At 57.7% G+C, this 12,952-nt stretch carries 8 protein-coding genes and 3 pseudogenes; 2 read left to right on the forward strand and 9 right to left on the reverse strand.

Annotated elements, in window-relative coordinates; genetic code table 11:
• Positions 1–9: 9 nt before the first annotated feature.
• The 5 genes and pseudogenes from I6F35_RS29835 to I6F35_RS40610 all read right to left on the reverse strand — a co-directional run.
• On the reverse strand, positions 10–453 hold the full coding sequence (locus I6F35_RS29835; protein WP_225121220.1) for a condensation domain-containing protein: 444 nt from the start codon (positions 451–453) through the stop codon (positions 10–12).
• Positions 392–2,221, reverse strand: coding sequence for a non-ribosomal peptide synthetase (locus tag I6F35_RS29840; RefSeq protein WP_249792773.1), 1,830 nt, complete (start codon positions 2,219–2,221; stop codon positions 392–394). Before I6F35_RS29840 ends, I6F35_RS29835 begins: the two co-directional genes overlap by 62 nt.
• The gene (locus I6F35_RS29845; RefSeq protein WP_225121222.1) at positions 2,178–3,587 is read right to left on the reverse strand and encodes a condensation domain-containing protein; all 1,410 of its coding nucleotides are present in this window, start codon (positions 3,585–3,587) and stop codon (positions 2,178–2,180) included. The genes I6F35_RS29840 and I6F35_RS29845 overlap by 44 nt, the downstream gene beginning before the upstream one ends.
• On the reverse strand, positions 3,530–4,135 hold the full coding sequence (locus I6F35_RS40605; RefSeq protein ID WP_346283218.1) for a phosphopantetheine-binding protein: 606 nt from the start codon (positions 4,133–4,135) through the stop codon (positions 3,530–3,532). Before I6F35_RS40605 ends, I6F35_RS29845 begins: the two co-directional genes overlap by 58 nt.
• Positions 4,136–4,228: 93 nt before the next feature.
• Positions 4,229–5,550: pseudogene (locus tag I6F35_RS40610) on the reverse strand (amino acid adenylation domain-containing protein); the annotation flags it as partial.
• 982 nt (positions 5,551–6,532) lie between these two features.
• Between I6F35_RS40610 and I6F35_RS29855 the strand changes: the two are divergent.
• Positions 6,533–7,826: pseudogene (locus tag I6F35_RS29855) on the forward strand (IS256 family transposase).
• 148 nt (positions 7,827–7,974) lie between these two features.
• Here the strand turns inward: I6F35_RS29855 and I6F35_RS29860 are convergent.
• The 3 genes from I6F35_RS29860 to I6F35_RS29870 all read right to left on the reverse strand — a co-directional run bounded on the left by I6F35_RS29860 (position 7,975) and on the right by I6F35_RS29870 (position 9,877).
• A complete protein-coding gene (locus tag I6F35_RS29860; RefSeq protein WP_225121256.1) occupies positions 7,975–8,199 on the reverse strand; it encodes a GNAT family N-acetyltransferase in 225 nt (74 codons plus the stop codon).
• On the reverse strand, positions 8,142–8,804 hold the full coding sequence (locus I6F35_RS29865; protein WP_225121224.1) for a hypothetical protein: 663 nt from the start codon (positions 8,802–8,804) through the stop codon (positions 8,142–8,144). The genes I6F35_RS29860 and I6F35_RS29865 overlap by 58 nt, the downstream gene beginning before the upstream one ends.
• A 752-nt stretch (positions 8,805–9,556) precedes the next feature.
• On the reverse strand, positions 9,557–9,877 hold the full coding sequence (locus I6F35_RS29870) for a hypothetical protein (protein ID WP_346283214.1): 321 nt from the start codon (positions 9,875–9,877) through the stop codon (positions 9,557–9,559).
• A gap of 938 nt (positions 9,878–10,815) precedes the next feature.
• Between I6F35_RS29870 and I6F35_RS29875 the strand changes: the two genes are divergently transcribed.
• Positions 10,816–12,057, forward strand: coding sequence for a cytochrome P450 (locus I6F35_RS29875; RefSeq protein ID WP_225121225.1), 1,242 nt, complete (start codon positions 10,816–10,818; stop codon positions 12,055–12,057).
• Positions 12,058–12,160: 103 nt separating this feature from the next.
• Here the strand turns inward: I6F35_RS29875 and I6F35_RS29880 are convergent.
• Positions 12,161–12,464: pseudogene (locus I6F35_RS29880) on the reverse strand (integrase core domain-containing protein); the annotation flags it as partial.
• Between the last annotated feature and the right edge of the window lie 488 nt (positions 12,465–12,952).

Below are 12,952 nucleotides of genomic sequence, written 5' to 3' on the forward strand. Positions count from 1 at the left end.
CTCTCGCGGTCACTTCCGAAAAGCTCGCAGCCACCGATGAAGTGTCGCTGACATGTAAATCGAACTGATGGTAGTCAATCCCTCCCAGTATGTGAGTTCAGCTGGCGCTTCGCTGTTCGCGTAGTGCTCAAGGCGCTTCAACCATGGAGAAAGCATTTGTATGTTCTCGGGACCACTCACGGCGTGGCCCGAGGCGAGGGCGTTGTACGCCGCATCCAATGCTTCCAGGAACAGTCGATAGCCTATCCCGTCCGCTACAAAATGATGCAAAAGGAAGAGAAGATGGTAATCGCCGCTTTCCGAGGTGCGGAACGCCGTGACGTTAACAAGAGGCGTCTGGCCGTCAAACCGAAACATATGTTGACGTCTGGCTGAGATGCTCTCGATTGCCTTACGCTGCTCTAGGCCGGTCATTCCGACAAGATCGATCTCCTCCACGATGCGTTCGGCCACGGAAGGTCCGATTGTCAGACTTAAGACCATCGTCGGTTCGGGCAATGCGGAGTCTGAGGCCTTCGTGCCTATCCGTGACGTGGGCAAGGGCATGCTCGAGCGTTCGGATATTCAGGAGTCCGCGGGGCAAGAAGAACAGATCGCCGATGTTGAAATGCTCATCGAAGCCGGCGAGACGGTTCCAAGATGAGATGGCGGGGGTGACTGGCAATGAGCTGCCCCCGGAAGGGAAGGTGTCGAGTGTAACCGCCACGCCGTCTGCCGCCAATTCCCTGATGGTCGGTGTTCGATAAAGTTGGTCGACAGTGAGAGTCAGCCCGACTTTGCGCGCCAGCGTGACGCAGCGCACGCTCAGAAGAGAGTCTCCGCCGATATCAAAGAAGTGTTGATCGATTCCGACCCACTTGGCGCCTAATAGATCCTGCCAGATTGCAGCAAGAATATGCTCCTCCCTCGTGCGGGGCTCAGCAGATGGGCCAGGCCCGACCTCGCGGTAAGGAACGGACGACAGGCGAGCACGATCTATCTTTCCGCTCGCTGTAACGGGGATACTGTCAACCAAACGGAAGGCGGCGGGAATCATGTAGGACGGCAATGTTTGGCGCAGGTGGGTGACAATATCTCCAGAGCTCAGACTGTCGCGAGCCGGAACTACGCTAGCGATCAAGCGACGATGATCCTCCATGCCGTCCGCGACGACCGCGGCCTTTGCGATTGCCGGATGAGACTCAAGGGCCGTTTCGACCTCCTCTAGCTCGATGCGAAAGCCCCGTACTTTGATCTGGTTATCCGATCGGCCGCAAATCTCGAGAAGGCCGCTGGTTGAGATGCGTGCGATATCGCCACTTCGATAAAGAACGCTGTATTGTCCGTCATCATACGGATTCGGCACAAAACAGCGGTCGGTTCGATCTTGATCCCGCCAGTACCCAGCACTCACGCAGCGTCCCGCGACGCAGAGTTCGCCGGCGGCTCCGACAGGGGCTCTCTTCAACTGGGCATCGAGCACGTAGAGTTTGACGTTATCGATTGGGCGCCCCACGGGGACGAGTGACGAGCCGTCGTCGGCATCCGATGTTTCGTAGATTGCGGCATTGGACGCACATTCTGTAGCACCATAGAAGTTCCACAACGGCACGTCCGGGAAATGCGTACGCCAGCGAACGGGGAGCGAGGCAGGCATCGGTTCGGCGCTGCTTGTGACCAGCCGCAAGGCGGTCGGTCGCGGGTGTCGTTCCTGGGACGCAATGAGGCCGGACAGGAGTGGGGGCGAGGCAAATAAGTGTGTCACGCGATGTCTCGCCAACGTGCACAACAATAGATCTGGATCCAGCAACTGCTCTTGGGTCAGGATCAGCGCGGGCACACCTCTCAGAAGCCCCCCAAAGTACTCCCAAGCGGACGCAACAAGTGATGCGGACTTCTGGACAACCATGACGTCGGTACTGTTGAAGCGAAAGCTTCGCCACATCCAGTTCAGTCGATTGAGAATTGCCGATTCCGGTATAAGAACCCCTTTCGCCTTCCCGGTTGAGGACGACGTGTATATAAGGCTCGCAATTCCCTGATCTGATGGTTTGTCGCTGCACTCAAAATCGTGCGCGGGCGCGCCGCACCCTTCTAGGGTCAACAGACATATCGACGGCATGTCAAAACCAAGGTCAGCGGCATTTGCGTGGACCAAGAGCTTTGCCTGACTATCTCGCAGGATATGTTCGATCCGATCACGCGGATAATCCGGTGATACAGGGACAACAATGGACTGCAAGGCTCGTGCCGCAAATGATCTTATCGAACGCTTCGACAAGCGGACATTCAGCCTCATATGGCTGCGCCGAGCCATCCAGCGAGTCCAGCATAGTGACGTCTGACGCGCTGAGGCAGCTCAGGTCTTTAATAGGCGCAAGCGGCTCCTCGACGCAGGCTGCAATCAGACAGCGCAGATTGTCGGCCATGCGGAAAATCAGATCGCTGGAAAATATGTCCTCGGCATACGCCAGCTGGAGGGCAATTTCATCGTTCTGATCTTGTGCGTACAAGGTCAGACCGAATTTTACATAGCCGGTCTCATATTCGCGGAATGTCAGATCCAAGTCATGTTGGCCAAGTGGCTCCGCAGCCTCGGAGTACATGTTGAACATGACTTGGAAGATCGGCGATCGTCCCGCTTCGCGATATAGGCGGGTATCCCTTACCATCCAGCCGAATGGATATGCCGAATTTGCGATCGCATCACTGACCAGGCCCTGGATGCGCAGGGCATGAACTGCAAAGGACTGGTCGACATCGACCGCGGTGCGGATTGGCAGCATATTCAGGAAGAAGCCGACAATTTCGGCGCTGCCAGGTTGATCCCGTACGACGTGTGGCATGCCAACGATAATATCGTCCTGACCGCTATACATCCGCAGCAGCAGCTTGAAGCATGCGAGGAGAGTTGTCGACGTGGTGCACCTATGTCGGCGCGCGAACTGCCCTACCTGCTTGGACAGCTCGCTACCAAGCAGCACCGCATGCGAGGCGCCGCGGTAGGAATTTGTCTGCGGCCGCACTCGTCCCGTTCCAAGCGAAAGTACCGGCGGATCATCGCCAATCTGACGACGCCAATAGCAGCGCTGGCTGGCCAGCGCCTCTGGCGTCATGTGTTGTGCTTCCCAGACGGCGTAGCTCGACAGTGATGCGCGGTTCTCTGGCAAAAACGCCGCGACATCTACGTACCTTTGTCGAAGGTTCCTGAGCAGAAGGGAGATCGACCAGGCATCGATGATAATTTCGTGAGCAGTGATCAGGATGAGATGGTTGTCAGAACCAAAACGGATCATGCGCGCGCGAAACAGCTGGACCCGGCTGAGATCAAAGCTGCCGTTCAGCTCCGTTCGCCGTAACTCTGCAATCAGCTCCTCAGCTTCCTGTGCCGTGAGATGAGATGCATCAGTCAATTCAGGACTTGCGCATTGCGGAGCATCAAAGAGCTGAACCGGACCGTCCTCGTCGATGAAGCGTGCTGAAAGTGCCTGATGGGAATGAACGACATCGGTCCAGGCGCGATTGACCGCGGCCAGATCGATGATTCCCCTTATTCGCAGGCCGCCCTGAATGACGTAGTTCCTGGCCGACGGTGCGAGAGAAACCATAGGTGCTCCTGAACTCGCGTCAGAGGCGATCGCGTAAGCTTTCCGTACGTCGGGGCTGCGCACGGTTTGGATTCGACTCGGGCCGAGATCGAAGCCGCGAGAGATCGAATCGATCCATTCAGCACCAGCCTGAAATCCGTTCTCACACCGAGCTGGGTCTGCAACTGGCCCAATATGAGCATTGCCCGGAGCGAGCCTCCGCAGAGGCTTATGAATTGGTCATTCACGCCAATGTTCTCAATACGCAGAACGCCGGACCAAATTTGACACAGCTGGGCTTCGAGTCCTGTTTGCGGCTGCTCGAATGGCGTCGGCAATGGAGGGCGAACACTGGTCGGGTCCGGCAATGCTCCAAGATCGACCTTTCCGTTTCTGGTCAGTGGAATATGGCCGACGTGGATGATCCTCTCTGGCAGCATGTAGGTGGGAAGCGCTTCGGCAAGAAAGTTCCGAAGCTCGCCTTCCGCCAGTTCAGCCGGAGCTGATACATACGCGATGAGTCGTCTCGATCCAGTTTCCCCCTCGACCCCGGTTATGTCTCTCGCCATAAGCTTTACGCCTGCGCAGACAGAGGCGACCGCGACGGCGGCACGTACCGAATGATGAGCGGAGAGGCGGGCCTCGATTTCTCCCAGCTCAATTCTGTGCCCGCGGATTTTGACCTGACGGTCCCGTCGACCGAGACATTCCAAAAGTCCATCGGAACGAACGCGCCCGAGATCACCTGTCCTGTATAGGCGCCGGAACGGCGGGTCGTTTGAGAACGGGTTTGGCACAAAGGCATCATTGGTGCGGACATCGTCATTGACGTAACCAGCAGCGACACCAACGCCGCTAACACAGATTTCGCCGACCTCTCCCGTGTTGCACCGCCGCGATCCGTCGGCGACATAAACCTCAAGGTTAGAAATCGGCTTGCCGATCGGCACATAAAGGTCGGCCAGCGCAGGCGGTACGGAAACCAGATGATGCGTAACGCCGTCCGCGCACTCGGTCGGCCCGTAGTGGTTGAGAATGGGGACCCGGGGATATAAGGCAAGCCACGCGCGCGCCAGTCCGGGTGTTAGAGGCTCTCCGACCGTAGAGATAATCCGCAAACTGTCCAGAGCTCGCTCAGCCGCCGCAAGCGACTGCAGATATTCAACAAATATTGCAAGCATCGACGGAACGAATTGGACAACCGTCACGCCGCACCCTTGAATTGCTTTGAGAAGGGATGCTGGCGATTTCAATCTCGCATCATCAAGGATCGCGATACAGCCTCCGACGCAAAGCCCTGCCAGAAGCTGCCACAACGAGATGTCAAAACAGTGCGATGCCGTCTGCGCGATGCAATCCGTCCGAGTGAGGGCTAGCGCATCAATCTTTGCCACCAAATGATTGTTTAGGGCTGCGCGCTCGATCATTGCGCCCTTAGGCTGGCCCATCGAACCAGACGTAAACAGAATGTAGGCTAGTCCATCCTCGTTCGATGATGGCACGGCAGACGAAGTCTGGCCCTGTCGTAACGCTGCCTCTATCGGCATGAATTGCGTGGCGACTTTGCTATTCGCCTGGAACAGGCTGAGCGAATCCGGCTGGTGTGGGCCAATAATCAGCGCGCAGCGGCTCTGCTCGATCATGAATGATGCACGCGAAGCCGGTAACGATGGATCGAGCGGCAGGTACGTTGATGCCGCCTTCAAATTGCGACGACCGCCGTCGCCCAGTCGAGGTCCCGCTCACCCCAATAGCCGACGACCGCGCCCTGAGCGCCATGCTCTCGTAACGCCCTTGCGAGGGCATCCGATCTTGATTGCAGCGCTTTGTAGGTGAGTTCGTCTGGGCCGACCCTCAGCGCAACCCTCTCTGGATCCGATCTTGCAAGGCGATCGATCGCCATGATCGCGTCGATCGGCTGACATTCCACAAACCGATTCTTGCCGGATCGATTTTCCGTAGCCATACGAGTGCCGCCATTCATCGCTTTGTGCGGCCCTTAGATCAGAAATTTGTTGGGAGTCCATCGCATCCGATGCAACTGCCCGCCGGCAGTGACCGACGCTCGGTGAACTGAATCCTCACCAGCTCTCAGCATCAGACGTGCCAACTTTGCCAAAGGACGGATTCGTATGCTTTGCGCCGGCCGGGCGGGGCGCCTCGCGTGTTCATTGTCTGGCCCTGAACATAACCGTCTTCAACCGAACGCGGTCATGTTAGGTCATTGCCAATCAATCCTGACTGGATAGGGCGACGGTATGAACACTTCGTCGTTTGCGCCCAAAAGCGAATATGGCCGAGCCGGATGGCGCGCGAGTCACCCTCCGCGCTATGACCACTCGACCACACCGCTTCGATCTCGCCGCTTCATGGCGGCAAGGGTGGGCGACGACTTTATCGGTGTGGACACAGCGCGGTAGCGCCGAGGATACATTTTGAGCTGTCACTGGTTCCACGCTCGCTTCGAGCTCGAGAACGGCTGACCCCCGACCTATCGGACGTGCCGATCTGCCCGGAGACGATGCGCACTGGTGGCATCTGGATGGAGGCCACGTTCACTCATGCCGATCTCGCCGCGCGCTGACATCGGCAGCTTGTGAACGGCCTCGCCCTCGACTGCGTCCTTGCAAAGGCCAGATGCTATCAGCTCGCGCCGCCGCAGCCAGACGAACGTACGGTTTCATAGCACTCCTACTCCCGATTGCGCGCGGAGAGCAGGACGGTGCGGACCGGCTGCCATGAGCCAACAAAGCGCCGAGTCCTTCCAGATCACCGGACGGGTCGTGGTGATAGTGAGTTGAATAGAGCAAGCAGCGTGCCGATTGAGGACTGCAGCTCACTCGCGCCGTGGCGCCTTAGAGGCCGCAACGAGCTATGCGGGAAAGTGGGTGATGACGGAATGAGATAGGCGGCGTATCGAGGCGGGTGTCGAGCCTGCCAGAACCTCTCGAGGAGAGCGATACGCCATGAACGAGACTAGCAACATTGTCCCGCTTCGTCAGCCCGACGAGATCGATGATCCACTGACCAATATCCTGCGCGCCGGTGCGCGGCAGCTTCTTGCGCAGGCCGTCGAGGTCGAAGTCGAGACATTTCTTGCCGCGGTGAATGATTTGAAGCTTGCCGACGGACGCGCCCGTGTCGTGCGGCATGGTTACGGCCCGACGCGAACGATCCAGACCGGCGTCTGCCCGGTCGAGGTCGCGCGGGCGAAGATTCGCGACCGTGGAGCGTCCAGCGAAGGCGAACGCATCCGGTTCAGCTCGGCAATCCTGCCGCTGTGGGCGCGGCGAACCAGAAGTCTGGATGCGCTGTTTGCCAGTGCTCGATCTGGGGGGCATCTCGACCGGCGACTTCCAGGAGGCGCTGACGGCCTTGTTGGGCAAAGATGCTCCGAACCTGTCGCCGGCGGTGGTGTCCCGGCTGACGGCCGAGTGGCAGGGCGAGTACGAGCGCTGGCAGAGACGCGATCTGTCGGCGCGGCGACACGTGTACGTGTGGGCCGATGGCGTCTTGCTGCAGGCCCGCATGCAAGACCACGGCGAATGTATGCTGGTGCTGATCGGCGCGACGCCGGAAGGCAAGAAGGAACTGATCCGCTTCCAGGTCGGCGTCCGGGAGAGCAAGCAGAGCTGGCGCGAGCTCCTGATCGACGTCAAACAGCGCGGATTGCAGATCGCGCCGGAAATTGCCGTCAGCGACGGCGCGCTCGGCCTCTGCAAGGCGCTCGACGAAGTCTTTCCCGGCACACGGCACCAGCGATGGTGGGTACACAAGACCGTCAATGTCCTGGACAAGGTCCCGCTCTCGGTGCAGGCCACCATGAAGAAGGATCTGCGCGAAATCTATTGGGCGTCGAGCCGGGCGTCCGCCGAAGCGGCGATCGACGTCTTTGCCGAGAAATACTGCGCCAAATACGGCCGGGCGGTCGAATGCCTCGCCAAGGACTGCGACGCGCTGCTGGCCTTCTGCGACTTCCCTGCCGAGCATTGCGATCATCTGCGCACGACCAACTCCGTCGAAAGCGTGTTCTCGACCGTGCGGCACAGAACCGTGCGGACGAAGGGCTCGTTGTCGCCGACCCCCGCCAAGCTCATGGTGTTCAAGCTGGTGATCGCCGCTTCAAAAACCTGGCGGCGGCTCAAAGGCACAAATCAGTCGCCCACGGTCATCGCAGGTGCCAGATTCGACGACGGCATCGGGGGTCATCCACGTGCCGACAAACCACGCCGCCTGATCGCCTCATCACATCCCGCATAGCTCGGCCGCAACCGCACGGAGCGTCACGTCGTTGGGAAGTGCCTCTGGCATCGGCCTTTATTGGTGGCGCAACTCTGGCTAGACGAGTTCGCCGTCTCCGCAGGGAAGCTCGGGCATCTGGAGCATGCGAAGCGTCTCCGAATTCCGCTCAACAAGCCGTTCGCAACATTGGCGTGAGTGGCGGCGAAGAACCGTGCTGTATCTCTCCAATAGCCTTGAAGCCGTGACGTTGGTAAAAGGGAATGTTTTCCGGATTCGAACTTTCGAGGTAGGCAGCGATGCCCTGCTCATCACATCGTTGAAGAGCGTATTTCATCAGCAATGTGCCAAGCCCTTGTCCGACCCAGTTCGGATCGACGGCAATGAGAGGCAGATGCCAATGTGGTCGGGGGGGTGATGTTCGGCCATTCCCTGCCGTAGGTGTGCCATATCTTCGGTGATCTCCGGGCGCAGGGACAGCGCCATGATTGCGTCCAGCGCATCCTCATCTTGCTGCACGTCGGGAGGCAGCCACAGGGCCGCGGCGCGACTCTTCCCCGTGACGTATGCTGTGCCATGCTCGAATGCTCGTCCGCCACACGCGTTAACGAACTGAGGCATGCTCCTAAGATATTGCCTTGGATCAGGCCAACTCCAACGCATCAACGGATCGGCGGCAAAGCCGAGCACAATTGTCCAGACGATGCTTGCCCGAATGCTTGCGTTCGCAGAGGTAACGTCCGAACCCGCTGTCATGATGTCGTTTTCGGGCGTCAGAGTTGCAAGGGTAGAGCACAGAACCGATACCTCTGAACGAGAGCAAAATGGATGCACCACGGAGGTTTCGTCGGATGCACTTGGTCTCCGTTCCGGGCTCTCCTCCTGCCTCAGAAGGCTGCCTTCGACGGCCGCTTCGGACGAAGGCTCCTCGTTGGGTGACCCTTGGATCTGGGTCTTCGTGGTGGCGAGCACCCGTGCTTCCGCGCCTGGGAGCGTCATCTGGATCCTGCCCTTCCTAAAGGAAGCTCGACTTTCTCGGCGTCGACAACGTTCGGCAGCCCGCTCGAAAGAAATGACAAGGACGTTTTGAGATTGCACGTGCGAAGAAGTCACGGCACGCGCTCGATACGAACATCGTGCGATGGCTGCGCTTGAACCGGGCTCCCGACACGACCGAGCAGGTTAGCAAGCGTCGCGCGTCGAGATCGAGATTAGGCAACAATTCTTATGAGGCATCACCTCGTCTCCCATTGAGCTGTTCTGCGTAAGGCCTCTTGTTCAAAACACGTGCCAAACTGCGAAACCGCACAGACTATTGCCCTCAGTCTGTTCGCCGTCAGTGCCCTTGAGACAAATTGAGAGACTTTCCGAATGGAGGATTTCTGGTTCATCGTAGCCATAAGGTGCGAAGCTGAAGCAGCGGGATGTCCCGATCAGTGTTGAACCAAGCAGGTTTCATCTTACTGGCCAACTGATGCCGGGCGTGATTCCGTCTTCACACTGATTCGTGGAGGCGGGGCATGGCAGGTAAATCTCCAGTCGTAGCGAGTGAAGAGCAGCAGACGGCTTTGCGGACTCTTACAGTTTCGCGCGGTAACGGGGAGGCCGATTGGGCGAGAGCCGTATTGCTGACGTTATCGGGTTGACCAGCCCACGCATTGCGCAAACGGCTTCGGTGTGAACGCGCGAACGACGGCTCACCATCCACTTTGGGCGAAAGAGGGCACTGCATTCCGGACAGGCCGTTTTCATCACTCTGGCGGCTGCGGATTGTTGGCGGGATTGGTGTCGGGCTTGATTATCCGCGCAATCAGTCCGCAGCCGACCAGCCGCTGCAGGGCTGTCTCCAATGCATCGGCGGCTGCCTTGGCATAGACTTCGCGGTCGTCCACGTACACTGCGAAGCTCTTCAAATACTTCTCTCGCTTCGCCGGATTCTCGATCATCGCCTTTGTCCATTCGTAGAGCGGATACCGCTCGATGCCGTATTTTTTGCCGGTGGCCACATATTCGGCAAAGGCATCGAAAAGACATTTTGGCGCGGCGCGATGGGATACGAGAGTATCGAACAATGGGCCCCAACTTCGGCTCTTGGGTCTTAGTCGTATCGCTTCCGCCGCAGCCGAATCGCTTACATCTAAGCTGGTATTCCCAGTGAGACGTCACGATTTTCCTCCAGTCGCACCCGACGTGTCCTCTCCAGCTACTCCAGGCCCTTCCGAAGCAGGTCGTTCGGCAAGTTTAGGGTGTCAACTAGCATCGCGCCTGGGCAGACCGGGATCTTACAAGAACGAACAAATTCTGCGCTGCAAGTATTCGGCTGTGGACCAGTTCCGCCTCCGGTTGGGTGTGCGTCGGCGAAGACGACGTCAATCTCTGCGACGTTTCCAGCCCCGACCGTAAGCTTGAGCGTCTCAAACGTAAGCTGCGGCATACAATGCGGTCAATCGAATCCCTAACGCGGATCGTTGCGTCAACGTTTGACGTCCTGCCAGAGCGGACCTCGATAGGCCTGCTTCTGCGTCGATTCGGCAACTCCACAGAACGTCCCGCATTTCTGGCCTGCGAGAGGTCCTTCCTCTCTGGCCCGCGAGAGCTTCTTCCTCCGAGACCATTTAACATCCTCCGTACAGGCCGGCCTGCCGCTGCATAGTTCGTGAGAACTCATCTCCCTTGGGGATCACAATCAACTCTTCCACATTTCACTCCCGAAGGTCGTGCTGCCGACCAACAAAACGCAAGCGTGATGTGCCCAAGGCGTCGCATTCAGCGATCTTAACGCCGTGGCCACTTATGGCCGTCCATGTCCTCTTCGCCGCGCCAGTTGGTCAGCAATGCAGCTGCGATTAGGCTAGGCCGTGTCACTAAATATACAAGTGAAAGCAACCTTGCGCTCCTACGGGAAATGGTAGGGAGCGTTCGCTCCACTTTCGGATATCGTCCGCCGCCCACACTCAGGAGCAAGAGCGGGGCGAACCAAAAGTCGGGCGAGCAGCGCCGGGAGAAAATCATGGATACGTTACACGCAGATCACGGACGTGAGGATCTGTGTAACATCCAGCTGAGTGGTTTGGACGTAAGCGAGCCCACGCGCTTTCAAGACGATAGCATATGGCCTTACTTCGAGCGGCTGCGAAGGGAAGATCCCGTTCACTACTGTCAAGACAGTCCGTACGGCCCATATTGGTCGATAACAAAATACCGCGACATCATAGCCGTTGATACAAATCATAAAGTGTTCTCGTCAGAGCAAGGCGTCACCATTGTCGATGTGCCGGCGGAACATCTTCCTCCGAGTTTTATTAAGATGGCCCCCCCTAAACATGGCGAGCAGCGTGGCACCGTAAGTCCAATCGTGGCACCGGAAAATCTGGCCAAGCTCGAAAGCTTAATCCGATGTCGCGTTAGAGCGATTCTTCACGGCTTGCCGCGCAATGAGACCTTCAACTGGGTCGACAAGGTCTCGATTGAACTGACGACGCAGATGTTGGCCACGCTATTCGACTTTCCTTTTGAGGATCGACGGCTGCTGTCGTATTGGTCGGATGTAGCCATTTCAACTCCGAAAGAGGGCCACACGATTGACAGCTGGGACAAGCGAAGCGCAGTCCTGTCCGAGTGCTTGGATTATTTCGCACGGCTTTGGAGCGACCGGATCAATGCCGAGCCTCGGCTCGACTTGATTTCGATGATGGCGCATTCACCCGCGACCCGGAATATGGATTCACGTGAGTTCCTTGGAAATCTCATCCTCCTGATCGTGGGCGGAAACGACACCACGCGCAATTCGATTAGCGGTGGCCTCTTGTTCATGAACCAGAACCCGTCCGAGCTACGAAAGCTACGAGACAATCCTATGCTCGTGTCGAGCGCTGTGTCCGAGATTATTCGTTACCAGACGCCCATCGCACACATGCGCCGCGACGCCTCGGCCGATATCATCATAGGTGACAAACAAATTAGAAAAGGCGATAAGGTCGTCATGTGGTACATCTCTGGTAACCGGGACGATGAGATCATCGAGAACGCCAATAGCTTCGTCATCGATCGCAAGAACGTGCGGCAACATCTCTCGTTCGGATTCGGCATCCATCGCTGCGTTGGTAGACATCTTGCGGAACTGCAGCTGAAGATCCTTTGGGAGGGGATGCTGAATGGACGCTTGAAGGTCAAGATCGTCGGCGAGCCCGTGCGGGTCGCATCTAACTTTGTGCGCGGTTATTCCGTAATCCCAGTGCAGATTGTAGCTTAGGCTGCGATGCTCTGAGTTTAATGGGGACTTGTCCGTCGTCAGATAATTTGAGACTGATCAGGCGTTTCGAGAAGGGAGGCTCTGGCTCAGCGGGGGTTAGAATTTAAGCTGCTTGCAATTGATGCTGCAAGCGGCGGTTTGCGACGGTGTTGCGCTTAATGCGTTTTTGTTCGGCGAGGATCGCCTCAGCCCTGCGAAGAGACATCGGCAGGAGTGAGGTTGCCGATGCTCTCATCATCGTGGACGTGATTGTAGTGTTCGACGAGGGCCCGTAACTGGCGTTCGAGGTCGTCTGGCAGGTAGTAGTTGTCGAGCAGAATGCGGTTCTTCAGGGGCTGGTGCCAACGTTCGATCTTTCCCTGGATCTGGGGATGATACGGAGCGCCACCCACATGTTGCATGTCCTTCTGTTAGGAGAATGCAAACATCATCAAGCTGATTATACCAATAAGCATCGTCGGGGTCCGTTTTGGGCGCCATCGTGCTTGCAATCCTCCCCAGACCCATCCGTTCGAACAAAATGCCTACCATCTTTGACCCTTCACGGCCGTTTTTGCTGAGGGTAGGAGCAGGTTCAGCTGTTGCCGCGAGCCAATCGATCGATATGACCAGCGATGCGTCTGATCGTCTGATCGAGTAGGCCCTCGCGCCGCTTCGACAGAGCTCGGGGCCTATAGTCGAAACAATGTCGGAGAGTTGGAGGGACGCTACATCTGTTTCCGCCCGACATCCGCCAGTCCTGCTGTCGTCAACGCCTACGAGGTGACGATTCGGATGGGACGACAAACGCGCGAGCCTTGTGTTCGAGGAACGCAACCGGCCCGACAGCAGCCACTCTCAGGTCGGGCAGGTTTACATACCTGACGGTAAACCTTTCATGATCTCGGTGACGGCG

Source organism: Bradyrhizobium sp. BRP22, assembly GCF_020194175.1.
Taxonomy (GTDB): Bacteria; Pseudomonadota; Alphaproteobacteria; order Rhizobiales; family Xanthobacteraceae; genus Bradyrhizobium.

What these genes read in the sequence shown, in the direction of transcription:
- I6F35_RS29845 (WP_225121222.1), bottom strand. Translation starts at nt 3,587, where the DNA reads ATGGTTTCTCTCGCACCGTCGGCCAGGAACTACGTCATTCAGGGCGGC.
- I6F35_RS40605 (WP_346283218.1), bottom strand. Translation starts at nt 4,135, where the DNA reads ATGGCGAGAGACATAACCGGGGTCGAGGGGGAAACTGGATCGAGACGA.
- I6F35_RS29865 (WP_225121224.1), bottom strand. Translation starts at nt 8,804, where the DNA reads ATGACGCTCCCAGGCGCGGAAGCACGGGTGCTCGCCACCACGAAGACC.
- I6F35_RS29875 (WP_225121225.1), top strand. Translation starts at nt 10,816, where the DNA reads ATGGATACGTTACACGCAGATCACGGACGTGAGGATCTGTGTAACATC.